The sequence below is a fragment of the Microcoleus sp. S28C3 genome (assembly GCF_036700785.1).
Classification (GTDB): Bacteria; Cyanobacteriota; Cyanobacteriia; order Cyanobacteriales; family Microcoleaceae; genus Microcoleus; species Microcoleus asticus.
The window spans coordinates 40,183-63,586 of sequence record NZ_JAUBPO010000030.1; the positions used below are offsets into that span (position 1 = coordinate 40,183).

Annotated in this window: 22 protein-coding genes and 1 pseudogene; 18 read left to right on the forward strand and 5 right to left on the reverse strand. The window is 46.5% G+C overall.

Going from position 1 to position 23,404, the window contains the following annotated elements:
• Positions 1 to 64 precede the first annotated feature (64 nt).
• From QUA13_RS11475 to QUA13_RS11530, 12 genes are all read left to right on the forward strand, one after another.
• Positions 65 to 1,012: an NAD(P)-dependent oxidoreductase gene (locus QUA13_RS11475; RefSeq protein ID WP_333198466.1), complete on the forward strand. Its 948-nt coding sequence runs from the start codon at positions 65 to 67 to the stop codon at positions 1,010 to 1,012.
• A gap of 59 nt (positions 1,013 to 1,071) precedes the next feature.
• Positions 1,072 to 1,482: a hypothetical protein gene (locus QUA13_RS11480; RefSeq protein WP_333198468.1), complete on the forward strand. Its 411-nt coding sequence runs from the start codon at positions 1,072 to 1,074 to the stop codon at positions 1,480 to 1,482.
• The gene (locus QUA13_RS11485; protein WP_333198470.1) at positions 1,479 to 2,357 is read left to right on the forward strand and encodes an RNA polymerase sigma-70 factor; all 879 of its coding nucleotides are present in this window, start codon (positions 1,479 to 1,481) and stop codon (positions 2,355 to 2,357) included. Before QUA13_RS11480 ends, QUA13_RS11485 begins: the two co-directional genes overlap by 4 nt.
• A 153-nt stretch (positions 2,358 to 2,510) precedes the next feature.
• A complete protein-coding gene (locus tag QUA13_RS11490; RefSeq protein ID WP_333198472.1) occupies positions 2,511 to 2,789 on the forward strand; it encodes a hexameric tyrosine-coordinated heme protein in 279 nt (92 codons plus the stop codon).
• 81 nt (positions 2,790 to 2,870) lie between these two features.
• A complete protein-coding gene (locus tag QUA13_RS11495; RefSeq protein WP_333198474.1) occupies positions 2,871 to 3,566 on the forward strand; it encodes an alternative oxidase in 696 nt (231 codons plus the stop codon).
• Positions 3,567 to 3,647: 81 nt separating this feature from the next.
• The gene (locus tag QUA13_RS11500; RefSeq protein ID WP_333198476.1) at positions 3,648 to 4,025 is read left to right on the forward strand and encodes a hypothetical protein; all 378 of its coding nucleotides are present in this window, start codon (positions 3,648 to 3,650) and stop codon (positions 4,023 to 4,025) included.
• A 54-nt stretch (positions 4,026 to 4,079) separates the two neighbouring features.
• Complete coding sequence (locus QUA13_RS11505) at positions 4,080 to 5,630, forward strand: GMC family oxidoreductase N-terminal domain-containing protein (protein WP_333198478.1); 1,551 nt, start codon at positions 4,080 to 4,082, stop codon at positions 5,628 to 5,630.
• Between the two features lie 120 nt (positions 5,631 to 5,750).
• The gene (locus QUA13_RS11510) at positions 5,751 to 6,233 is read left to right on the forward strand and encodes a transposase (protein WP_333198480.1); all 483 of its coding nucleotides are present in this window, start codon (positions 5,751 to 5,753) and stop codon (positions 6,231 to 6,233) included.
• 288 nt (positions 6,234 to 6,521) lie between these two features.
• A complete protein-coding gene (locus QUA13_RS11515) occupies positions 6,522 to 6,797 on the forward strand; it encodes a nucleotidyltransferase domain-containing protein (protein ID WP_333198482.1) in 276 nt (91 codons plus the stop codon).
• Positions 6,798 to 6,850: 53 nt separating this feature from the next.
• Positions 6,851 to 7,588, forward strand: coding sequence for a phosphotransferase-like protein (locus QUA13_RS11520; RefSeq protein ID WP_333198484.1), 738 nt, complete (start codon positions 6,851 to 6,853; stop codon positions 7,586 to 7,588).
• 124 nt (positions 7,589 to 7,712) lie between these two features.
• On the forward strand, positions 7,713 to 8,192 hold the full coding sequence (locus tag QUA13_RS11525; RefSeq protein WP_333198513.1) for a GNAT family N-acetyltransferase: 480 nt from the start codon (positions 7,713 to 7,715) through the stop codon (positions 8,190 to 8,192).
• Between the two features lie 89 nt (positions 8,193 to 8,281).
• Entirely contained in the window at positions 8,282 to 8,815 is a 534-nt protein-coding gene (locus QUA13_RS11530; RefSeq protein ID WP_333198485.1) for a nucleotidyltransferase domain-containing protein, read from the forward strand.
• A 180-nt stretch (positions 8,816 to 8,995) separates the two neighbouring features.
• On the opposite strand, the gene QUA13_RS11535 is transcribed toward QUA13_RS11530, so the two are convergent.
• Both QUA13_RS11535 and QUA13_RS11540 read right to left on the reverse strand, forming a co-directional pair.
• Positions 8,996 to 10,447, reverse strand: a complete 1,452-nt coding sequence (locus QUA13_RS11535; RefSeq protein WP_333198487.1) for an NAD(P)/FAD-dependent oxidoreductase — start codon at positions 10,445 to 10,447, stop codon at positions 8,996 to 8,998.
• A 126-nt stretch (positions 10,448 to 10,573) separates the two neighbouring features.
• Positions 10,574 to 11,605 (reverse strand): glycosyltransferase family 2 protein, encoded by a 1,032-nt coding sequence (locus QUA13_RS11540; RefSeq protein ID WP_333190162.1) that lies wholly within the window; start codon positions 11,603 to 11,605, stop codon positions 10,574 to 10,576.
• Between the two features lie 690 nt (positions 11,606 to 12,295).
• Between QUA13_RS11540 and QUA13_RS11545 the strand changes: the two genes are divergently transcribed.
• Both QUA13_RS11545 and QUA13_RS11550 read left to right on the forward strand, forming a co-directional pair.
• Complete coding sequence (locus QUA13_RS11545) at positions 12,296 to 12,535, forward strand: glycosyltransferase family A protein (RefSeq protein ID WP_333198514.1); 240 nt, start codon at positions 12,296 to 12,298, stop codon at positions 12,533 to 12,535.
• A 304-nt stretch (positions 12,536 to 12,839) separates the two neighbouring features.
• Positions 12,840 to 13,049 (forward strand): hypothetical protein, encoded by a 210-nt coding sequence (locus QUA13_RS11550; protein ID WP_333198489.1) that lies wholly within the window; start codon positions 12,840 to 12,842, stop codon positions 13,047 to 13,049.
• 672 nt (positions 13,050 to 13,721) lie between these two features.
• Here QUA13_RS11550 and QUA13_RS11555 read toward each other — a convergent pair.
• Positions 13,722 to 14,261 carry a Dps family protein gene (locus QUA13_RS11555; RefSeq protein WP_333198491.1) on the reverse strand — a complete coding sequence of 180 codons (540 nt, stop codon included), beginning with the start codon at positions 14,259 to 14,261 and terminating at the stop codon, positions 13,722 to 13,724.
• A gap of 475 nt (positions 14,262 to 14,736) precedes the next feature.
• Here QUA13_RS11555 and QUA13_RS11560 point away from each other — a divergent pair, with 475 nt between their 5' ends.
• Positions 14,737 to 14,862, forward strand: a complete 126-nt coding sequence (locus tag QUA13_RS11560; protein WP_333198493.1) for a hypothetical protein — start codon at positions 14,737 to 14,739, stop codon at positions 14,860 to 14,862.
• A 348-nt stretch (positions 14,863 to 15,210) separates the two neighbouring features.
• Here QUA13_RS11560 and QUA13_RS11565 read toward each other — a convergent pair.
• A pseudogene (locus tag QUA13_RS11565) lies at positions 15,211 to 15,661 on the reverse strand (transposase); the annotation flags it as partial.
• A 191-nt stretch (positions 15,662 to 15,852) separates the two neighbouring features.
• Here QUA13_RS11565 and hetZ point away from each other — a divergent pair.
• From hetZ to QUA13_RS11580, 3 genes are all read left to right on the forward strand, one after another.
• Complete coding sequence (gene hetZ, locus QUA13_RS11570; protein ID WP_172190680.1) at positions 15,853 to 17,034, forward strand: heterocyst differentiation protein HetZ; 1,182 nt, start codon at positions 15,853 to 15,855, stop codon at positions 17,032 to 17,034.
• Positions 17,027 to 18,097: a hypothetical protein gene (locus QUA13_RS11575; protein ID WP_333198495.1), complete on the forward strand. Its 1,071-nt coding sequence runs from the start codon at positions 17,027 to 17,029 to the stop codon at positions 18,095 to 18,097. Before hetZ ends, QUA13_RS11575 begins: the two co-directional genes overlap by 8 nt.
• A gap of 271 nt (positions 18,098 to 18,368) precedes the next feature.
• Positions 18,369 to 20,732, forward strand: a complete 2,364-nt coding sequence (locus tag QUA13_RS11580) for a transglutaminaseTgpA domain-containing protein (protein ID WP_333198497.1) — start codon at positions 18,369 to 18,371, stop codon at positions 20,730 to 20,732.
• A 336-nt stretch (positions 20,733 to 21,068) separates the two neighbouring features.
• Here QUA13_RS11580 and QUA13_RS11585 read toward each other — a convergent pair.
• The coding region (locus QUA13_RS11585) for a COR domain-containing protein (RefSeq protein ID WP_333198499.1) at positions 21,069 to 23,404 on the reverse strand (2,336 nt) is incomplete at its 5' end.

A 23,404-nucleotide genomic window follows, 5' to 3' on the forward strand; every position in this document is an offset into this window, starting at 1 on the left:
CAACTAACGATGCTCTTTCGTCTTATCTATAAATACCTCACAGGTTTCAACAGGAGGTTCCTAGATGAGAATTTTTGTGGCAGGTGCAACGGGGGCGATCGGTCGTCCGCTACTCGCCCAATTGCACAGCGCAGGACATGATGTAGTGGCGTTGACCCGCACTCCAGAAAAAGCAAGGCTTTTAGCTGAACAAGGTGTCGAACCTGCGATCGCAGATGTGTTTGATGCAGATGCTGTCAAAGCTGCTGTGATTCGCGCTCAACCGTCCGTTGTAATCGAACAACTCACCTCTCTGCCTAAAACCTACACCCCTGAGACAATGCAGGCGGCAGCAGCACTGAACGATCGCATCCGTCTCGAAGGGGGCGCTAATGTCCTAGCGGCAGCGCAAGCGGCTGGTGTGCGTCGTTACATCCGGCAGTCGATCGCCTTTTGGGCGATTCCCGGTACAGGATTGGCCGATGAAGAAACACCCCTAGCCTTAGATGCTTCGCCCGCAGTTGCAGACGGAACCAGCACCCTGAATGAGATTGAACATCGCTTGCTAGGGAACCCCAATCTAGAAGCAATTGTCCTGCGTTACGGCTTCTTCTACGGGCCCGGCACTTGGTACGCAACCGATGGAGACGTTGCCGAACAGGTGCGGCAGCAACAATTCCCGATCGTCGGAAATGGCGAAGGTGTATGGTCTTGGGTTCACATTGAGGATGCGGCCTTCGCGACGGTGGCGGCAGTCGATCGAGGCAATCCCGGTATTTACTTAATTGCGGACGATCGGCCCTTAGAGGTGCGCGTGTGGCTTCCTGCTTATGCCCAGTGGCTCAATGCTCCACCGCCACCGCAGGTATCAGTTGAGGATGCTCTGCGAATCAGTGGTGGAGATGCTGTCTACTATGGCACCCAGTTACGAGGTGTCTCCAATGCCAAGGCAAAACGCGAACTAAATTTTCAACCGCGATCGTTGGAATGGCTTGTTAAAACTGCCGTTGAAGAGGGCCAACTGACAATTTAATCTCGATCGGGCTAACACTAGGAGTTGTCTGGAAAGCTTTCTAATCAGGGAAAAATAAAATGAAGATTGCTCAATATGGAACAACGATCGCGGTCATCCATGCGATCGCAAACGGACTGCATGGTTTAGCGCATTTGCAAATCCCAATTCCCCTCTCTCTCCTTCAGAGTTTGTTTGTGGGTATTGTGATTTTTCTGATTCCCATCATTGCAGCCGTTTTGCTTTGGACACATTTCTATCGCATTGGTAGCTGGCTCTTACTCAGTTCAATGGCTGGATCGATCCTGTTTGGGCTCTACAATCATTTCATCGCGATCAGTCCCGATCATGTGTCTCAAGTTGCCTTTGAAGGCTGGGGTTTGGTGTTCCAAGTCACAGCCATCCTGATATTAATTGTGGATGGATTAGGCTCTGGAATTGGCTTCTGGGCATTGAGAACTATTCAGCAACAAGAGCAGGGGGCTTTATGAGTTCTCTGGATGACTTTAACCACCATCGTCCGTTGCTGTTCTCGATCGCCTACCGAATGCTGGGTACTGTCACAGATGCCGAAGATATGGTACAAGAAACCTTCCTGCGCTGGCAACAGACGGCGAACTCCACGGTGCGATCGGCAAAGACTTATCTGACAACTATTACTACTCGTCTCTGCATCGATCATTTGCGATCGGCGCGTGTCCAACGAGAACAATACGTCGGTACCTGGCTACCAGAACCGATGTTAACGCAACAATCCGAAAATTCAACCGATCTAATGGAATTAGCAGACTCGCTCTCGATCGCATTTTTAACTGTAATGGAGCGTTTATCTCCGATCGAACGGGCAGTATTTCTACTCCGGGATGTGTTCGAGTATGACTATGACGAAATCGGTCAGATGATCGGCAAGAGTCCCACCAACTGTCGCCAAATCCTGCGACGGGCGAAGCAGCATCTTGCCGACCAACGTCCTCGTTTCCCAGTTTCTCGGCCTCAACAAAAGCAGATTACAGCCCAATTTTTAGATGCCTCCACCAAAGGGGATTTGCAAGATTTGTTACTGCTGCTGGCGAAGGATGTGACGTTTTGTTCAGATGGTGGCGGCAAGGTGGTTTCAGTCCTCAAGCCGATACATGGAGCAGTAAAGGTGGCTCGGATGCTGTTAGCCATTCGTCGCAAATGGCTGCTTAATTCTGTCTCTCACTTAGCCGATATCAACGGACAACCCGGCATGATCCAATATCTGGATGGCCGCATTCACAGTGTGATGACGTTTGAGATTGTTGATGGCTATATCTTGTCTATTTACAGTGTGCGTAATCCAGAAAAGCTAGAGCGGATTTGCCAGGAGATATCTTTGGAGTAATAGCCTAAAACCATCGGTGAGTTGCTTCAAGTATGAGCCAGCTCATAGAAGCTATTGAAATCTCATTCTACGCTCGAAGCAGATGAACTTAGGAAGGTCTTGGACAATCAATGCTGCTGTTCTAAAAAACACACTAACTCAGGAGATTTTGACATGGATAATATAACTTCAAACAATCCATCTGTTGTAACACCAGCCGAAGTTACATTGGTTCCCAATAACTCGCTTTTGACAGAAACCCCTGAAGAGGGACGGCAACTGGCAGTCAAAATGGCACGGCTGATTATTAAAATGACTCAGCCTGATGAAGAAAAGCGCAAACAGTTACGAGAGGTTTATGGCAATGATGCCATGATGCTGATTGCAGTTGGTCACGTTGTCGCAATAGAATTTGCCACAGTCGCTGCTGCCAACAACTACTGGCGTAAGTAGGTACAAGTCAGAACCCCAACTTCTCTGAGAAGTCGGGGTTCTGAACCCCTGGTAATGTATTCAATTTTTGAGGAATGCACCATGAAAGTTTTGATTCGATTGATAGTTGGTTTTTTTGTCTTTCTTGTAGATGTCGTCTACGGAAATCGTTCCTACCCTCGGTTTTATATGCTGGAAACGATCGCCCGCGTGCCTTACTTTTCCTATCTATCAGTGCTGCATCTTTACGAGACGCTGGGTTACTGGCGCAAAGCAGACTTGTTGAAAGTTCACTTCGCTGAAACCTGGAACGAATTACACCATCTGTTAATTATGGAATCACTGGGGGGCGATCGCCTCTGGATCGATCGCTTCATCGCTCAACACGTTGCCGTGGCTTACTACTGGGTGGTAGTGCTGATTTATATGCTGTTTCCCTCTTACGCCTACTACTTGATGGAACTGATTGAAGGTCATGCCTACCACACCTATGACGAATACTTGAAAACCTATGAAGCCCAACTGAAAGCTCAACCTGCGCCCCTGGTGGCAATCAATTTCTATCGCGATGGCGATCTTTATATGTTTGATGAAGTTCAAACTGCACTAAGTCATGAATTTCGCCGTCCCAAGGTGGATAATCTATACGACGTGTTCGCGAACATCCGTGATGACGAAGACGAACACGTCAAAACGATGGTGGCACTCCAGAAACCACAAGCGCGGCTAACTTTCAAAAGTCCCCATACAGTTGTTGAAGCGGTCGCTGCCAACGCAGATAAAACGAGTTGGTTGTAGGAAGTGTTATACTTTGAAATTGGATTGCAATTCGATATGAATGATGGCAGTCCAATGAGTTCTACAACATTCTTAATAACTATGAAAACACTACTGAAAAAATCAGCGTTACTCCTTGCTCTACCAATCTGTGTCTTAGCTAATTTTTCCTTACCTGCGTCTGCTGATTCTACTGCTGACCTCATCCTCAGTACGAGATGCCAGGGTGGTTACAACATTAATATTTGGAAAAAGAAGGCTTCGGGTGAACTGCTATATCGCTCGACCAGTTCCAACGGTAATTTAAGTTTGGGCGGAGGTACTAGCAAAGCTACAGAAGGCGTTCGAGTCTATAAGTTTCGGAAGGGCAATTATCAATATTGGGTGTGGGATGGCACCTTGGATAGCCCGAAGTCTGGAACTTTAGAGGTGTACAAAAACAACCGTATCTTGATGCAGAAAGCTTGTAGGAAAAGTTGAATCCTCTAGCCTGACTAAATTAATCGATTACAGACAACAAAAAAGGAGAATTTTATGACGAACTATGACTACATTGTAATTGGTGCAGGTTCGGCAGGCTGCGTTGTCGCCAACCGTCTGACAGAAGACAGTCAAACAACCGTGTTGTTGCTCGAAGCTGGCAATCCAGATACGAAACCAGAGATTCAAATCCCGTTGGAATGCTTCAACTTACTAGGCTCTGAGGTAGACTGGGCATACTTCACAGAACCAGAACCTTACCTCAATAACCGCAAAATCTTTCATCCCCGCGGGAAAGTCTTGGGCGGCAGCAGTTCGATTAATTTCATGCTTTATGTCCGAGGCAATCCTCATGATTACGATCGCTGGCAAGAATTGGGTAATCCCGGTTGGAGTTATCAAGATATATTGCCATATTTCAAGAAATCTGAAAACCAGCAACGAGGTGCTTCCGAATACCACGGTGTCGATGGCGAGTTGAGCGTTACGGATCTAATTTCCCCGGCACCGATATCCCAACGATTTGTAGAAGTATCTGTAGCAATGGGATATCACAACAATCCTGATTTCAATGGGATGCACCAAGAAGGCGCAGGACTCTATCAGATGACGATTAAAGATGGAAAACGGCACAGTACCGCTGCTGCATTCCTGGTGCCAATTCTCGATCGTCCCAATTTGACAACAACGACAGCAGCGTTGGTGACTCGATTGTTGTTTGAGGGAACCCGCGCCGTTGGGGTGGAATATCTATACGAGGAAACGCTGCACCAAGTCCGGGTTAACCGGGAAGTGATTTTAAGTGCTGGCGCATTCGATTCGCCTAAGCTGCTGATGCTTTCCGGCATTGGTAATCAAGAATACCTGGAATCATTGGGTATTCCTGTAGTAGTCGATTTGCCTGGTGTCGGTCAAAACCTCCAAGATCATCCTCTCATTCCTGTGGTACACCTGGCAACTCAGGATTTACACCCTGCAATCACCAGTAGTATCGTTGAAGCCGGATTGTTTTTACATAGCGAGGGTAATCTGGATGCTGCGCCTGATTTACAGTTGATCTTCAGCCCTATTCTGTTGACATCCCCTCCTCGTTCTGATTCGGGATTCACTGGTTTAGTATGTTTGATCCATCCTGAGAGTATTGGTAGTGTCTCTTTACGATCGTCCGATCCGAAAGATCCACCAATGATTCGGATGAACTATCTCCAAAGTGAATCGGATGTGCAAAAAGTCATTGCAGGAATTAAATTACTCCGCAAATTATTTCAGACAAGTGCCTTTGATGAGTTTCGAGGTGAGGAAGTCGCTCCTGGTGCTGACAATCAGAGTGATGAAGCCCTCGAAGCTTACATTCGGGAAGTTTGCAGCACTGTGTTTCATCCTGTCGGCACCTGCAAAATGGGAACTGACTCAATGGCGGTTGTAGACTCTGAACTCCGCGTACATGGAGTTGAGGGGTTGCGTGTGATAGATGCGTCAATCATGCCAAAAATCACCACAGGAAATACGAATGCGCCGACAATTGCGATCGGCGAAAAGGCAGCAGATTTAATTAAAGCCGCAGGTTGCGTTTCACAGCAAGTACAGGAAGCAATTACAAATTAACAGGGAGTGCGATCGATTAAATAGGCTTAACTTTTTCTCTTCCAACTATGAGCTAGCTCATAGAAGTTCTTGACAAAAACTGTCAGGCTAAAGGTAGTTCAAGGTTAGGAGGGTAGTGATATGACTCTCACAAAAGCAAACATCACCGCATCTCAACTAGAAACTCTCGCCAGACTGTATCTGGAAAGCAAGCCAGCCGAAATTTCAGATGAAACCATCGCCCAACTCTGTGATTGGCTGATGGGTGAGTTCCAACAATTGCCTTTAAATCTAAAATTTTCAGATTGTATGCGTTATGACAACGCTGAAGAGATGTTTGCAGATATTAAGCTTCAGCAACTTTGGGTATCCGCTGACAGTTACGATTCTGCTGTTTATCCCAATCCTATTTATGGATTTATTTTTCAGGGAATGCACGATTATGACCACTACTTGACAAATAGTGACTTCATTTTGGATGGGGAAATCGCGGCTTACAACTTCGCAGCAAAACGTGCGCCGAGTTTAGACATCCAAAAGATTCTATATTCCGAAATTGTACTGCGATCGGCTGCCTATATTTATTTGGGAGATACGGCCGCTCCTAAAATAGTTTTTCCCTAATTAATTATAGAGGTAAAAGATAATGCACGAATGTCCTTGTTGTTCCGATCCATTATTACGGCACATTCACCAACATGAAATTTGCTGGTTTTGTCCCCACTGTCGGGCAATGATGCCAGCTCTTTCCGAAGTAAAAATTACTTCAAACATTAGCATCTGAATGTCAATCCGACCTGCGATGTTACAATTAAAAGACGTTAGCTACAAGATTGGAGGTTAGCTCGCGCATGGTTGAGTTGCAATCAGATTTAGAATATGTGGTGAACGATCACTTAAAAGTCTCTCTCAATGCGATCGCGCAATTTTGCCAGCGCTGGAACATTGTCGAGTTTGCCCTGTTTGGCGGGCGTGCTGCGGGATGATTTTCGCCCTGATAGCGATTTAGATGTATTAGTTACCTATGAGCGATCGCACCTCCTCATGGTGTCAGATTTATTGGGTATGCAAGAGGAAATAGAGCATTTATTTAACCGTTGTGTGGATTTGGTTGGAAAGAATCGGTTAGAAAATCCCTATCTGCGATCGAATATTTTGAAAACGCATCTAGTGATTTATGCAAGCTAACGATCTGGATAGCGCTTCACTTACAATTCCTTGTGCGAGTTTCTACAGCATCAATGGACGCAGCACTTGATTGGGATTGGAGGCCCTGGATCGCCAGCAAAAGTAGAGCATCGATCGGACGGGCAGTTGCATCAACACAGTTAATGGAGCAAACACAGAAGCCTGGGCAGACCGTCATCTTCAACGGCGTGCCGCGATCCGGTAAGTCAAGCGTTGTCACAGCCATCCAAGAAACGTTTGATGGTCTCTGGATGAATCTGGGTGTTGACACATTTATGCAGGCTACTCCAGAACGGTATCTGCCCGGAATCGGTCTGCGTCCCGAGGGAGAACTTCAGGACATCGAACTCTTTGTTCCCGTTCTGTACCGCGCTATGTACGAGTCCATCGCCGCGCATAGCCGATTGGGTCTGAATGTCGTAGTGGATGTGGGACACCATGACGCCTATGCAATCGGGCGCGCCATCCTCTTCGATTGCGCCAAGCGTTTGAGCGGATTGCCGGTCTTGTTCGCGGGCGTTCGCTGCCCCATCGAGATCGTTATGGAACGCCGACGTAACACCGGCCGAATGCCAGAAAGTTCCGTTGACTCACCCGTACCACCTCCGGTTCGTTTGTGGCAACATGAAGTTCACATTCCGGGAATCTATGACCTGGAAATCGACACCTCGACATCAAGCCCAAGCGAGTGTGTCCCGATGATACGGCAGCACCTCGAATATGCCCCAGCACCGTCGGCATCTGAGCGACTCGCTACCATGACTTCCCAGCAGGATCGAGCGGAACAATAGATTCTTCTTGGCCCAAGTCCGCCCAACAATCCGCTTGCACACCGATCAAATCGGGGTTATTTGTTGGGAGTGAGAAGTTATTGACGGCGGGTGAAGCGAACCGTTAACTGGAGTTTATATGGAAATGCGGATTGAACCTTACGACGCTCATCAACTTGATGCAGTCATTCGTCTTTCGCTTCGAGCATGGGCTCCGGTCTTTGATTCGATTCAGAACGCGATGGACGCTGACGTGTACCGAGAATTCTACCCCGATGATTGGCGTGTGAGCCAGCAAAAAGCTGTCGAGGATGTCTGCACTGCGGAGGACACAAATGTATGGGTTGCGATCGACGCTGATTCAACCGTGGGCTTTATAGCCGTGAAACTACACTTGGACTCCCGCATGGGTGAAATCTACATGGTCGCTGTCGATCCAGACTTTCAAAGTCGCGGCATTGGCACCGCTCTGACAGAATTCGCTCTCTTATGGATGAAAAATGCTGGGATGTCCGTTGCGATGGTCGAGACCGGAGGCGATCCCGGTCATGAAAGAGCCCGTCGCACCTATGAAAAGGTGGGCTTCGGGCTGTTACCGATCGCTAGATACTTTAAGAAGCTCTAGATACGCAGGGGTTGAAAACGATCGGTGCGATCGCGATCGTCATTGATGTGTAAAAGGCGATCGATCCTCCCCGTTGGGAATGCAAAAAAATGAATTATCTCCATATTGAGTTGATACATCAATTATTCTCAGAATCAGACAAGATCGATATGCCCCTATGGCTGCAAGGCGGATGGGCTATAGATGCAAAATTAAATCGGGTAACACGCGAACATGAAGATATTGATATTGCTTACCCCGCCGATCGAAGCGCAGACTTTCTTTCATTGCTGCAGTCTCTCGACTGCGCTATCACTGAACGAACCTCCTATGGTTTTCTAGCTGATAAGCATGGCGTTCTCCTAGACTGCGAACCGTGCATTTGCATGGGAGATCACTACGAGTTAGAGGGACTACCCCCAGGAACCTGCCCATTGGAATCAACTGGAAGTCTTGGCGGCAAGCGGCTCCGCTGCACAAGCTGGGAAGCAATTCTATGGGATTATTTCTACTACATAGAGGAGGTTCCACAAAGCGAATGGCGTCCAAAAGACTTTCCTAGTTTTGCTCTAGCCAAAGAGTCATTCGGCGAGGCCGCGACACAAAACTTATACGAGCAATTCAAACGTCAGTATGCGGTGTAGTTGTAATCTTATCTGTGGGTGTTCGAGATTAAACAATTTCCGGGTTGTTTAAGGTAGGTTTCATACACATCGAACGTTTGAAAATGGTTGGTTGAGTCTTATTAGTTGCAGCCGAGCAAGCGCACCGTTAGTCAGCTTTGGCAGGTTGGCTTTTTTCATCGCAATCCCTATTTCGGCTGGCTATATTGACTGCGAAATCAAATCCGAATCCTTTTTGTCCTTTGAGCGATCGACTGAAAAATCTTCATAGTACGATCGCTCAGTATTCACATCCCACAAATCGTGCTTTTCGCCGAGAATATTTCTAACAGCCAGCATTCCCGTCAGCATGGAATGGTCTTGGTTGTTGTATCGGTGCATACCGTTTCGCCCGATCGTCTGCAAATTCTCCATTCCCTTGAAAAATTTTTCAAGTACCTGCAAATGTCCTCGATATTCGGCATCGTACACTGGATAAGCCTTCGGCTGCCGTATGACAACTCCATCTTCAACCTCGGCAGTGGTTGCTAACCCCAAACCAACCAACTCGCGAGTTGCTAATTCGACAAGTTCCGCGTCCGACATTTCCCAAATCTCGTCCCCTACGCTACAAAAATATTCCATTCCCAAACAACTTTTGCTGGCGTCGGGAACTAAAGCGGCGCTCCAATTCTTAAAGTTTTGAATTCGTCCCACTTTGACTTCGGGGGAGTGAATGTAAATCCAGTTGTCAGGAAACAAATCCTTGCGATCGACAATCAGCGATACAATCAAAAAATCTCGATACTTGAGCGATCTCGCGGCGTGCAACACCTCTTCTGGCGGCTGCGGTTTCAGTCTGGCTACGAGTGCAGATATTGGCATACTCGTAATAAAATTATCCGCCGAATATTGAACTAATTCTCCGTTCTGTTCAGCAGTGATACTTTTAATTTTATTCCCTTCACGTTCAAAGCTAATCACTTTAGTATCTAGATAAACTTTGCCGTCTTTATTTTCCACAGCTTCCGCGAACTTTTCCCACATCATCCCCGGCCCCAAAGCCGGATAGTCAAACTCTTTGATTAATGTTTTAGTGTCGTTGCTGCCAAACAAAGCATTAATAATTGCTGTCGTCAGGGACAATCCTTTAATACGCTGCGCCGCCCAATCTGCTTGAATTTCCGAACAGGGAATTCCCCAAACTTTTTCAGTGTAAGTCTTAAAAAATGTTTTGTACAAGCGTTCCCCAAAACGATTTATCACCCACTGTTCAAAAGTTTTTTCTTCCCGAAGAGGCCAAATTCTTACTTTGAGATAGCTCAACATAATCAGCGTACTCTCAATTATGCCCAAATTAAAGAGAGTATTGAAGGCACTGATCGGATAGTTAAAAAATTTACCTCGATAAAAAATTCGCGACAATCGCGGCACTTTAATAAACTGATTTCCCAGTACCTCTTGCCACAACTGTTGCACGGCTTCAACTTTAGTATAAAAGCGGTGGCCGCCAATGTCGAAACGATAGCCTTTGTAGGTTTCTGTGCGAGCTATTCCCCCAACTTTATCACCTTTTTCTAGTACAACAGGGATAATGCCTTGCTTGACTAGCTCGTAGGCAGCAGTCAAACCCGCAGGGCCTGCACCGACGATCGCAACAGGATAATGTTTCACTAAGCCTACCTCCAGCTTTTGAATCGAACTATACAGTTATTTATAACTTGTCACAGTCATAGATGCACCCGTGAATACCCTGAGAAACTATCGAGCGGCCTGATGTTGAAGGATGATTTGACTGATTTATTGAGCGGATACTGGCAAGCTAACTTTGCCAGTCAAGGGCTTTTTTTGGTATAAGTGGCGACAAGTGCCGATCGCAAAGGCCAGTCCGCTATAAAAATAGAAAAGCCAGTGCCACGGAATTGTTTTCAGGGCAAATACGATACCGTGTTTGCGGTGAAAAAATTGGTAAAGCGGTGCATTAATTGCTACCAGTGGTATTGCCAGCAAGCCAGCCAGTAGCAGAAAGCTCAGCGACCAGCACGTCCCCAAAACTGCCAGCAGCACTGCATAAGTTAAAATCACGCTGATCCGGTTTGAAACTTGCAAGTTGAGGTCGTTATTCAATTTGCGATCGCGCCAAATCAGTTCTGTCCAAGGCAGCGCTCGGTAGAAAAAGTCAGCTTTCACCATCCCCATCGGTTTCCAGCGCTTTAAATGCTTCACCTGCAATGTTTTGCACAGCCGAATATTATAACCTGCTTGTTTCAAACGGTAGCCGAGCTCAATATCTTCGATCGAAGCTTGGCGGTAACTCTCATTAAAACCACCCATCTGCAAAAAAATTTCCCGGCGAATCACTCCGCAAGCTCCCCAAAAAGTCGAAGCTTCTTCGTTACCTGTTTGGTGTACGTAGTGGTGCAGCAAGTTCCTGTACTGCGATAGAAAATCAGGATCTCCAGGATCATCGTCGTAAGATCCGATGAAAGCAGCTAAGTAGGGATTATTTTTGAACACCGATATCGCATAGCCCACAGCTTCTGGACAAACAGCGACATCAGCATCCACAAAAAACAGAATATCTCCCTTGGCAGCTTGGGCCCCCAAATTTCGGGCTCGGGCTGGGCCCCCGCACTCAGGAATTCTGATTAATTTGGCGCCGAATTCCTTGGCTAGAAGCCAGGAACCGTCGCTTTCGCCATCTGCTACTACAATAATCTCGATCGGTCTCGGCTCAGCTTGAGCCAGTTTTGACAAACAGGTGCGGAAGTAAGCGCCCCCGTTGTGGACTGGGATAATGACGGATACAGTGGGTTCGGCAGTAGAAATCATCACCTAAATTGTTTAAATTGCAGGGGCAAAAATTTGATTGAATTTTATTGGTGCTACTTTACGAAGGGTAAAATCAGCTCTAGTTTTTTATTTATAACTCGATTTCTGTTTATATTCAAGTAGATTTTTTTCTGGCATTCTTGACTGCATTTTTCCGATTCACACCTGTATTCTACGCCACATCTTCCTGAAACTGACCTGATGCAGACAACAGCTTTATTAAATCTTTAAATATGTCATTGTTTTTGTAAAGCTTACAAAAAGCCCCAGCAGTGTTTTTGTGCTGCTGTATTGCACCGCACAAAATTTTGATTTGGTCAATAGGCACACCACCGTATAAAATCCAACAGACTTTCTACGGAAACCCGCTGGCTGTCAGGACTTGCCCGGTACAGTTTTTTTTACAGACCTCATCCGCCAGTGACTCCTCTACCCAGTCTGTACCGCGAGTGCGGTGTCGATGCACATTTTAGGATTTTTGGCAATATATATAATATACCTCTTGAATTTTCTGACGGTGTACGATCGAGCTTTCGTAATTTGTTAACATACCCTTAGCTAGCTCCCTTTGAGCCAAAACTTTTACATCAACAAGTTTTTATATTATAAAAACACCTCCCAAAACACTTTAAATCAGCATTAGTTTCAGTCATCATACCAGCTTTAAACGCTGAAACTTTTATTGCTAAAATATTAAAATATGTTGGATATAAAACTTATCAAAACATAGAAATTTTAGTAGTTGACGACTGCTCTACAGATACAATATCCGAAATCGTCAAATCTTTTGCTCAAAAAGATAGCAGATTCAGCTTATTGCAGCAGTCAAATGCTGGCGTCGCCGCTCGCAACCTAGCAATTGAAAAATCAAAAGGCGAATATATTGCTCCCATCAATGCCAACGATATTTGGTATCCGCAAAACTTATAAAAACAAGTGAAGTGCCTGACTTTCTCAGCACCATCTATCGGAGTTATTTATTCCTGGTCAGTTGATATATATAAAGAAAAAAGACTTGCTCACAGGTGTATTTTACAACTCCACCATCAAATAAGAAGTTTATACAACATTAGTTTATAAATATTTTATAGGCAATGCCAGCTCATATCTAATCCGTCGCGTTTGTTTTGCAAAAGTCGGCGGTTACAACTGCAAACTTAAACTAGAAAACGCTCAAGGCTGCGAAGAATGGGAACTTCACCTCCGCATAGTCTAACATTATCAATTTAAAGTAGTGCCAAAATATTTAGTTGGCTACCGACTGATTACCAGCAGTATGTCTAGCAACTATACAGCAATAGCAAAATCTCACTCTTTAATTATGGCAGATAGCCGGCAGCAACATCCCGAAATTCCCAGCAGCATTTATCGCTGGTCTAGCAGCAATTTTTACATTTACTTGGCTGTCAAAAGCAACGGCAGCGGCCTTCATTGGAATACATGATCTTGGCTGTATCGAGCTTTCAAAGGAGATTTATTTATTAATGGGGCTTTTGCTCACAATTTGTATCTGCTGTCAAGAGAAAGTATATTAAAAATAATAGTTATAGCCCCAACTGAATCAGGGTTAGAGTTAAAACAAGGATCAGAATCGAGTGAAGGGACGACACTTGCTAGGATTGAGACGCGAACGAAAGTTCACACAGTACTGCCGTCGCAGGTGTATGAAAGAATACGGTTCAATAGTTTAGCAAATCGAAAATCTAAATAAACCCAATATTGAAAAACCCGGTTTTTTGAATAAACCGGGTTTTTGAGAAAGCTAGATGGCGTTTAATTCTGCCTGGTTGCTCAATCGACCATCAGGAAAGAGGGTTAAATAAAAAATCTAAATTTTCTATTCTTCCTTCTTCCTTCTTCCTTCTTCCGTCTACTTAATCTGCTTCGTCAAACCTATCCACACTTATCTTTCTTCGGGCTAGGCTTAGATAAGATAAGTGATATTTACTTTCCTACGCTATTGGGCCGACGGCTAACCGCAACGTAAGTAGGCAATCCCCCTTCAGCCAAAGGTTATTGAGTAAGGATCACACTGCCTGTCATCTATAGTCAACTTACCTAAAGTAAGCAAGTATAGGTAAGTTTAGATAACTGTTTGCCATTTCAGTATTGCTCTCTAAGCGTGAGAAGCTGTAGCAGTTTGAGCTTTTGGCTGCTGGCCGTCTGGCGCCAGGGATTCCCCTTCAATAAACGATCGCAACATCCAAGCCATTTGTTCGTGCTGTTCCATCAAACCAGTCAAAAAGTCTGCGGTTCCGTCATCGTTAAACTCTTCACCGCACTGTTGGACGTGTTGGCGGAGATTGCGAATAATCAGTTCGTGGTCGTCAACTAAACGCGATACCATTTCGGTAGCCAAAGGCAAATCGCCGATATGTTCTTTAATCGAGCCATACTTCAGAAAACCCTCAGCAGTACCAATTGGATAGCCACCTAAAGTTCTTACCCGTTCGGCCATAGCGTCGATATTTAGTGTTAAGGCCTGATAGTGTTCTTCCCACAACTGGTGGAGCGATCTAAACTGCGGGCCCACTACATCCCAGTGATACTTTTTGGTTTTGATTAACAGCAGATAAGCATCTGCCAGGTCGTGATTCAATAGTTCGATAACGCCTGCACGTTGCTCGTCAGATAGACCTATGTTTAACTTACGCATTGAAATTGTTCCTTCAACTCTAACTTTACATTTATTAAAACAAATTTCGACAGCCACTTACATCAACCCAGAGGACGATCGAAGACGATCGAACTTTAGTAAAATATCTGCATTTCAGGTTAAAGTAATCGCAATATAGATACCCTTAGATAGATGCAAGGAAACTTATTGTTCTGGCTCGCCTTTATTTGGCGGACACAGCAATTGCGCGGCAGGTGATACTCCGCTCAATCCTTCTATAGAAAAAGGCTGCACTCTGATTGCCACTAACAATCAAGGAATTTATGCCCAAGTTAAGCAACCTCCCACACACTTAATTGTGCGGGCTGCTTTAAATGACGGCATAAGGGACTTGCAATTAAATATAACCCCAGTTATCCTAGAAGGCTAGGAAACAGATTTTCTGACCTGAGCGGTGGTGCCGACCTCTGTGATTGGGATGCTAGAAATGATATTGAGTGAAACCGTTAAATAGATGTTCAAGGATGCTGCCAACAAACTGACGGCCGATCGCCGTCGAGACTTTATGGCAAAAGTAATGGAAGACTACTTTAATGGTTCAGCCCGGAAAGTAGAAAGATTTCTAGGATGGAAGCCTTGATAGTGTTCAACTCGGCTTACATGAACAAAGATAATCTTCGGTTTTTTAAATCCTGAACTTGGCAAGGATATTGACTTAAAAAGTGCTGTAAGGATTGTTCATTTGCTAATCTTACCACTTTGGCACTCGCTGCTAGAGCTTTAGGCGGTATTGAGGAGAGCCTCCCTAGATCTAGAGGCTTAAATGCCTCAAAACTTCTAACATCTGAAAACAAATTTCCATAATAACCGCAATATTCATCGATACAATTAAGGGTAGGTGAAGCAGCACAGGCTTTATCCATATACGGCAATTGGGTCTGAGCAATAATTTTTCTTGATTATACTCTTCTGACAGTGAAAGAAGAGCGATAAGCCGAATCAGGGAGATGTAGAGCAGGGCCTGTGAGCAAGCCGGTAATAGTCGATCGTCCTTGCTCAACCGTCGATACCAATTGAGCCAACCAAAAGTTTTTTCAACCACTTATCTTTTTTTTAGTAAAACAAAGCCTTGGGTCTGTTGGAGTCGTAAAACCACCTGAATAATCCATCCCAACCTATCCATCACCCACTTGAGAAACCGTTGGCTGCTGTTACCTCGATCGACCCAGATCAAATACAGCCGTGAAACCCTTTGTCCCATCTGGTAGACCGAAAGAAAGAACCTGTTTGCTCGCTTCACGTTCAGGAACACTTGCTGCTGTGACCACCACAGCACTAAGCCGAAGGTATCAACGGCAGTGTGGCGTTTTCGCCCCTTGCTGCATGAAGGCTTTGTAAAACCCGACCCTGTGATGAACCATCGTTGCAGTCGCAACTGTTGAAACCAGGTTTTTGGGGGATGGCGCGTCCAGGACAGATTAAAAAAGCAGTCCTCAGTGTTTGCCCAAAGGAGGAGATAGAGGGCATTGCAGTTTGTCCTATCTGGGGAATACGGGGTAAAGTAGCGGTAGGAAAGATTTATCCATACTTTTACTAACTGTGCTACTTTCATTGTTAGCTGTAAACCATCATGCGGGAAATCTGCCAGAGCGTGGAAACCATATTTCAACTGCTGTTAGACGAACTTAAAAAGTCCACTCGCGCGTCTGAGCAGAACTGCCAAGATGTAGCAGGGCGACTCGCAGCAGAAGTCAACAGGATATGCACTGAAAGCCAGCGGATTCAAGCCTCCGGAGATATAGAAGGTTCAGCCCAGAGCCTCGCTCAGCACCGCTTGCAACAATGCCTCCACTATTACAATTTAGGCTCCGGGCCCGGGCGAGTAGAATTGCACAGTACCCTCAGCGCGATCGTCTATCGCTACATCACTCCTCCGCAGGTGCAGTCTAGCTATCAGGCGCGAGTAGAACTGATCAAAGATTTTTTGCAAGGATTTTATCTCGAAGCTTTAAAGGCATTCCGGCGCGAAACCCAACTACCACTCACCTACAGTCCCCGCACTCGCTTAGAACTAGCAGAGTACATGGCCTTTGTAGAGCGCTTCGGCAAGCGGCGCATTCCTTTACCTCGGAACCGCAGCCAGCAACTAATTATTTTACGCGCCCAAACCTTTTCCCAGCAGCAGCCCAAAGAAACCTCCGTAGATATGGAACAAGCCGCCGACGGAGGGGCTTCTGATTCCGACCAAACTTGGAACGACACCTCGGTGCACTCGGTGCGGGAAGCGATGGCCGGACAGGGTTCGGCGGCAATTCGTCCCCTAGGCGACGAGTCAGAATCTCTGCGGCAAAACGTGATTGACGAATTAGTGGCTTACTTGAAAGAGCGCAACCAACAAGACTGCGCCGATTACTTCGTGCTGCGCTTGCAAGACTTGCCGACTAATGAAATAGAGTCGCTTCTGGGCATAACTCCCCGCCAAAGAGACTATTTGCAGCAGCGCTTCAAGTACCATTTGCTCAGGTTCGCCATGTCGCACCGCTGGGAACTCGTTCACCAGTGGCTGGAAGCAGACTTAGACCGCAATCTGGGTTTGCTGCCTTCTCAGTGGCAGGATTTTGGCGAGCAAATTGGCCCAGAGGGACAGCGTTTGCTAAAGTTGAAGCAACAAGGTCTGTCAGAGTCAGCGATCGCGCAAACCCTCGGCAGCACGGTAGCCCAGGTACAGAAACGGTGGTTTAAATTGCTGGAACTTGCCTGGGAATTGCGAAATCGTTCAGATTCCGGAGAAGGGGCATCTAGTGATGAATAACGAAACGAACAGGGATGCAGAGGCTTTCGAGCGCCATTTTTTAGACTGGATATTGCAGGCGCCAATCGCGAATGTCTCTAGCGAAGATGAGGAAAACCTCAATCCGCCCCCTCGCTCACAAGAGTGGGGCGATACAGAAGAGAATTCCGGGGTGGAATACTGGGAATGGGACGAACCAGACCCGCTGGACTATCAAGTGGGGGGGCACAACAATGCACCCGCACAACCGCTGACAATTGGAGAAATACCGACCGTGCAAGACCGTTTTCAGACCTTGTTAAAACAAAGGCTTAGAGCCGAAATTGAATCCAACCCGCCGCTGTTCCCCTGGGAAACAGAATTCAAAAGCTACGACCACGATTACCCAGACGATGTAGCCCCGCAATGGGTTCCCCCCTTACACCTCTGGACTCCCCAACTACAAAATATCAGGTGGGGCCGCCTGCCAATTCCGATCGCCCAAGGGGTTTTTGCTCAACTGCTAGAACCTTGTCAGGAACTGGTAATGTCGTCGCTGCGGCAAGGCTCGAAGTTAGTTCGCGCTGTAGATAGCTTGTTTCCGGGCCAGTCTCAGGAACTAAACGAATTAGCTGGTTTAGTGCTCAGAGGTTCTTTGCGGGGACTTCTAGATTTAGAAGATTTCCCGAATTACGAAGCGGCGAGTACCGATCAAAAAATGGTGCTGTCGCTGTTGGCCGCCAAGGAAATCATTGAGTCTCTAACTTTGGATTGTCCTGTGAATCAGCCGCCGGTTTCGCGGGAGTGGCTGACTGGTTTGGGTTCGCTGACTCTGGAGGCTCAATACCTGTCGAACCCCAACAGAGAACAGCCAATGCCGTGTTTAAGAGTTGAGTGCCAATTTCCGGGGCCAGGAAGTTTGGAACTCAAGGGAGGAGATGCCGAAGCAACTGCACATCGTCCAAATTCCGGGCATTTAAGTGTGGAGTTGTTTGATCCACAACCTGACAAGACTTATGCCCTAGAAGTTCGATTCCAAAACTTCGAGACCCGACCTTTGATGTTTGCTATTCGTCCAATTTTGGCAGGACAAGATAGCAACTAGAAAGGTATAATTAGAGTAAATAATTTAGGTTTTTACTCTGTGGTTTGACCTCACACAAAAACAGATACAATCCCTCGACTTCTGTCGTGGAAAGCAAAAAAAAATTAGATATTAGTTAAAACCCAGATTTATCTGTGAAGTTAATCTGTGGATTCAATCTAAAATCTAATGACAGAAAAATAAGATTTAGATATTAGTTAAAACCCAGATTTATCTGTGGATTCAATCTAAAATCTAAAATCTAAAATCTAAAATCGTTGGATGGGTGCACATGACAACTGATAACCTGCGAAATATACCTGTTCTGGGTAAGCTGTGGGAGCAGATTGAGGCTATGCCTCCGCCGGTGATTGAGGATTCTTTACTGCTGCGAATCCTAGTTCAGTTGTTGGTAATTGTGGGGATTGTAGCTACTGACGTTGCTGCTGAAGAAGCCCTGAACCTGTGGGCTGTGCCTGTTAGTATTGTGGGAGCAACTTGGAGTTGGTACCGCCGCCGCGATCGCAATGTAGCTGCTAAGTTCTGCATAGCTATTGGAATGCTGGTGGCGCTGTTCGCTTTTTTTAGCCGCTTGGTGGGAGAATTGAACGATACGCGGTTAGTTTTGGCGCAACTGTTAATCCAACTTCAAGTGCTGCACAGTTTCGATTTGCCCCGCCGCAAGGATTTGGGCTATTCGATGGTAATCGGGCTAATTTTGTTAGGGGTAGCAGCGACTCTCAGCCAAACCTTGACTTTTGGGCCGCTGTTGTTGGTGTTTTTGGCTTTAGCGCTTCCGACTTTGGTTTTGGATTATAGATCGCGCTTGGGATTTTTGAAGCCAGAAGCCATTGGCGAAAAAGCACAAGGTAAAGGGAAAAATGAAAGCCTGTCGCTATTTGCTGCTACTTTATCCCCAAAGTATTTTGGTTGGCTGCTGCTGATAACTGTCGGGTTGGGGCTGACTATTTTTGCGTTTTTGCCGCGCCTCCCTGGCTATCAGTTGCGGACTTTTCCGGTGAGTGCTCCTCTTGAATATCAGGGGGAGTTTGACTCGCGCAGCATTCTGAATCCGGGGTATGTTAGAGGGGGAAATCAAAAAGGGACTGGCGGAGGAAGGGGGAGAAACCCAGACAAAGGGCCAGGAGAGGTGGACTCTACTTTTTATTACGGTTTCAACCAGCGCATCAATCAAAATTTGCGGGGAGAAATGAAACCTGAAGTGGTGATGCGGGTGCGATCGCAGGCGGCGGGTTTTTGGCGAGTATTAGGCTTTGACAAATACACCGGTCAGGGTTGGGAAATTTCTCGCAACGAACAAGCTCAAAAGCTGAATAGACCTAGGTGGTCTTATCAATTTTATCTGAATCCGTTTCCCAATGCGCCTCGGACTCAAGAGGTGATTCAAAGTTATACTATTGTTGCTCCATTGCCGAATTTGATTCCGGCTTTAAACAAGCCGAGGGAGCTTTATTTTCCGAGTCCAGAGGTGGCCGTTGATGCGGAGGGGGGTTTGCGATCGCCTGCGGAATTGGGAGAGGGTGTGACTTATACGGTGATTTCTAATGTGCCTTTTCGCGATCGAGCTTTGTTGGGTAAAACTGGTACTAATTACCCGAAAAATATTCGCAAGTTCTATTTGGATGTGCCGCCGGAAATTGCCGCAAAGGTGCGGGCAAAAACTGAGGAAATATTGCTAGCAAGGACGAGAGTAGCTAAGTCTGATAGAGCGATCGATTCTCCTTACGAAAAAGCTTTGTATTTGGCTCAATATTTGAAGCAAAATCCGAATTACAAAATAGAAAAAGCCTTGCCTTACTTAGAAGAAGGTGAAGATTTAGTCAATGGTTTTCTGTTTGGCTACAAAAACACCCAGGCCGGCAAAAAAGTTACAGGCGGATATCCAGACCACTTTTCGACGGTACTGACAATTATGCTGAGGTCGATCGGGATTCCGGCGCGGCTGGCGGGCGGCTTCGATACCGGGGAATTCAATCCGTTTACTGGTTACTATGTTGTGAAAAATACCGACGCTTTTTTGATGACCGAGGTATATTTTCCCACTCACGGCTGGTTTGGTTTTAACCCGATTCCCGGTTATCCGCTGATGCCGGCTTCGGTGGAAGACAACCAGACTTTTAGTGCGCTGGAATCGTTTTGGAAGTGGATCGCGGGTTGGCTACCGACTCCTGTCAGAAGCGGGCTGGATTCAATTATAGGTTTTCTAATTGGCTGGATAAGTTTGATTGTGGGCTGGTTTCTGGGACAGTTTGCTAAGGGTTGGGTGGGGTTATTTACTGGTTTGATTGCTGCGATCGGCTTTGGCTTTATTGGCTGGTTAATTTGGCAAGTGTGGCGCAAGTGGCGCCACCGCCGCTGGCTGGCGAAGTTGCCGCCGGTGGAGGGGGTTTATCAGGAAATGCTTAAGGATTTGGCGAGTAGGGGTTTTGCTAAGCAGAAAGCTCAAACGCCTTTGGAATATGCTGAGGCAATGCGCGGGAATCATGCAACTGATGAAGCTGAGGTGATTGATGAAGTTTCGCAAGCTTACGTGCGGTGGAAGTATGGCGGCGAAGCGGGTAATTTGAACCAGTTGCGGCGGTTGGTGGAAAATTTGAGACGATCGCACTTGAAGAAACTCAAACAGTTAAGATAAAAATCGGCGATTGAAATCGCTTCTACACAAGTAGGAGTTACGCAGAAAAACCAAAGAAACCGGGGTTTTTGCCCCGTTAAAGGGCTGTAACGCGTCTTCTGGGCAAAAACTCGGTTTTTGGGCTCCCATGCGTAATATCAAATCCAGTGGCATCGGAATTGATATTACCCATTGTCAGGACACCGCGCCAGGCCGTTTCCCGAAAATTAATCGGGCGATGGTTACATCTCTCATCGAGGGCGATCGATTATTTTCGGGTAGGGAAACGGCATTGCCGTGTCCAGAGTTGCTAAAGAAGTTGGGTATATAAGTATTATGTTTTTTTATTTACCGTGCCTATCGAATCGGGATTTCGACACCAGCTTTTTGAGCTAAATCGGTCACATTGTTGGTAAAATCTGTCATGTTTGCGATCGGAGAAGCAATAGTCCCCGCGATCGCTAAAATAACACCCAATTTTTTGGCAATGAGTTTCAGATTGCGCTTTTCTTCGGGTTTGTTTAGTTGTTCTTCCACGTTGCCAATTTCCATCAACACTTCTTCGCGTTCGTCTTCAGGAAATTGGGCGGCGGTTTCACGGATCGATGAAATCAGTTGCAGAAGTTCGGCGGTATTGGCATTATTAGTTTGATTAAATTGATTGCCGCTAGCTTGGGCATTATCTTGAAATTGGGTGGCGTTAATTCCGGAGAGATTAGCACCTTGCAAGTTGTTTGTTTGGGAAGAATCTTGATTCATGCTGTTACCGTCGAAGTACAAGTTTAAAGTGTTTACAGTTTTCTGAGTTCTAGAATAATCTACCGCATCCGATCGATCGATTCCAGGGACTTTCTCTTGGGAATAGTCGGGAAAATCCTCGATTAAGCCCCGCACCTGGACATCTTTATATGGGGGTTCTCCACATTCCACTGTGTACTTGCCATTTGCCAAACGGCGGCGCAAATCATCAAAGGCATAGGAAGAGGGATTTTGGCTACCTTTGCATTCGGAACAATTGCAGGGAATTAATTCTTGGTATTTGAGGCGCTTATCGTAAGTATCATGAATTTCCCGGAGTTTGTCACGAATGCTATTTAGGAGATACTTTTTCTGGGTTCCAGATACGCGGATGCGGATTTCTCGTTGATGATAATTCTCGATGACTTCGGCTTTGGCGTAGTTGTCGGCGAGGAGAACGCCGTCACGCCAGACAAGATCCCCTCTAGCAGCACCTGAAGAGGGAGCGATATTCGGGCGGTAAATCAAGCGGTGCATCTCTACAATCAGCCTGGTGATGATGCCTTTGGGCATAAACTCATATTTGTAGCGCACTATCAGGTTGTCGGTGTCGTCCCAGTCGTACTCTGGTGCTTCGAGGGGGAGGCGTTGCGGGGCGATGTAGTGTCCCCGTTGGCCGGGGATTGGGTAGCAAATTTTGAAGTTTTCCATGAGCTCAAGTAGCTCATCGTGGAGGCATTCGTATTGTCTATCAATCCAGATTTCGCTGAGGTTTTTGTCGGTGAAGTATCCACAATTGGCGATGACTTGTTCGTTATCGGTGACTTTGTAGACGGCGTTGGTTGCCCATTCGGGACGCAGGATGACCCAGTTGCGGAGGATAGATTTTTTCTTGTCAGCATTTGTTTGGAAGTGGAGGATAATACCCAACTCGTGCAAATACTTGCTCAGACTCAGCATGGCCTGTTTGTCGGACTTGTCGAAGCCTTGGTTAGCGCAGATGTCGTAGAACTCAGAGACTTCGATGTGGGTTTTGCGTTGGGCGTAGTTTTCCAGGACGTGGCGGACTTTTGCCCAGTGTTTGGGGATGCCCGTACTGATGTGATCCAGGGTGGTGATGCGGTTTTGTAGGGCGCGCTGGAGGGTTTGGAGTCCGCGATTGTCGGCGAGGTTGGTGGTGAGGGGTTGTGGTATTAGGTTTTCAAAGTCATGGCGCAGTTGGGAAACGTTGATTTCGCAGCGACGGTCTTGTTTTTCGTTCTGGACGAGGAAGACGGGACTGCTTTTGCTGAGGAGTTCGATGATGTTCAACCAGTAGCAGAGGTTGGGGTTTTCGCGGCGGTTATCGACGAGGAGGATATAGAGGGAACGTTCGGTGAGGAAAAATTGGTGCGTGGCGTGGTAGATTTCCTGTCCGCCAAAGTCCCAGATGTGGACGCGGAAAGGTTTGCCGTTGGCTTGTGGGAATTCCCAGCGGATGACATCGATGCCTTCGGTGCTGGGTTCTTGTTCTTTGAGTTCGTACTCGGGGTTGAGGAGTTTGTTTGCTAGGGTGGTTTTTCCCGATTCGCCTTCACCGACAATCAAAAGTTTGGCTTCGTTGAGTTCTTCGGTATCGTTGGGGTTGCGGGTTTGGAAGTAGAAGTCGAGAATGGTACGCAAATCGCCTGGTTCGTGGGATTCTTCGCCTTGGAGGATTTCGGGAGGAATCGGGAGCGGATTTCCCTGCAAGTAGAGTTTTTCTAGCTTTTCCATGCCGCGAATCGCCTCTGGGATTGCGGTAATCTGATTGTCACTGAGGTGAAGCTCTGTCAGATTGGACAGTTGCCCGAGCTCCTCTGGGATGGAGGTAATCTGATTGCTACCGAGAGAAAGCTGTGTCAGATTCGACAGTTGCCCGAGCTCCTCTGGGATGGAGGTAATCTGATTCCAACTGAGGTAAAGCTCTGTCAGAT

Excerpts from the sequence above, each read along its gene's own strand:
- QUA13_RS11475 (WP_333198466.1), top strand. The coding sequence starts at position 65 with ATGAGAATTTTTGTGGCAGGTGCAACGGGGGCGATCGGTCGTCCGCTA.
- QUA13_RS11480 (WP_333198468.1), top strand. The coding sequence starts at position 1,072 with ATGAAGATTGCTCAATATGGAACAACGATCGCGGTCATCCATGCGATC.
- QUA13_RS11485 (WP_333198470.1), top strand. The coding sequence starts at position 1,479 with ATGAGTTCTCTGGATGACTTTAACCACCATCGTCCGTTGCTGTTCTCG.
- QUA13_RS11490 (WP_333198472.1), top strand. The coding sequence starts at position 2,511 with ATGGATAATATAACTTCAAACAATCCATCTGTTGTAACACCAGCCGAA.
- QUA13_RS11495 (WP_333198474.1), top strand. The coding sequence starts at position 2,871 with ATGAAAGTTTTGATTCGATTGATAGTTGGTTTTTTTGTCTTTCTTGTA.
- QUA13_RS11500 (WP_333198476.1), top strand. The coding sequence starts at position 3,648 with ATGAAAACACTACTGAAAAAATCAGCGTTACTCCTTGCTCTACCAATC.
- QUA13_RS11505 (WP_333198478.1), top strand. The coding sequence starts at position 4,080 with ATGACGAACTATGACTACATTGTAATTGGTGCAGGTTCGGCAGGCTGC.
- QUA13_RS11510 (WP_333198480.1), top strand. The coding sequence starts at position 5,751 with ATGACTCTCACAAAAGCAAACATCACCGCATCTCAACTAGAAACTCTC.
- QUA13_RS11515 (WP_333198482.1), top strand. The coding sequence starts at position 6,522 with ATGCGATCGCGCAATTTTGCCAGCGCTGGAACATTGTCGAGTTTGCCC.
- QUA13_RS11520 (WP_333198484.1), top strand. The coding sequence starts at position 6,851 with ATGGACGCAGCACTTGATTGGGATTGGAGGCCCTGGATCGCCAGCAAA.
- QUA13_RS11525 (WP_333198513.1), top strand. The coding sequence starts at position 7,713 with ATGCGGATTGAACCTTACGACGCTCATCAACTTGATGCAGTCATTCGT.
- QUA13_RS11530 (WP_333198485.1), top strand. The coding sequence starts at position 8,282 with ATGAATTATCTCCATATTGAGTTGATACATCAATTATTCTCAGAATCA.
- QUA13_RS11540 (WP_333190162.1), bottom strand. The coding sequence starts at position 11,605 with ATGATTTCTACTGCCGAACCCACTGTATCCGTCATTATCCCAGTCCAC.
- QUA13_RS11555 (WP_333198491.1), bottom strand. The coding sequence starts at position 14,261 with ATGCGTAAGTTAAACATAGGTCTATCTGACGAGCAACGTGCAGGCGTT.
- QUA13_RS11560 (WP_333198493.1), top strand. The coding sequence starts at position 14,737 with ATGTTCAAGGATGCTGCCAACAAACTGACGGCCGATCGCCGTCGAGAC.
- hetZ (WP_172190680.1), top strand. The coding sequence starts at position 15,853 with ATGCGGGAAATCTGCCAGAGCGTGGAAACCATATTTCAACTGCTGTTA.
- QUA13_RS11575 (WP_333198495.1), top strand. The coding sequence starts at position 17,027 with ATGAATAACGAAACGAACAGGGATGCAGAGGCTTTCGAGCGCCATTTT.
- QUA13_RS11580 (WP_333198497.1), top strand. The coding sequence starts at position 18,369 with ATGACAACTGATAACCTGCGAAATATACCTGTTCTGGGTAAGCTGTGG.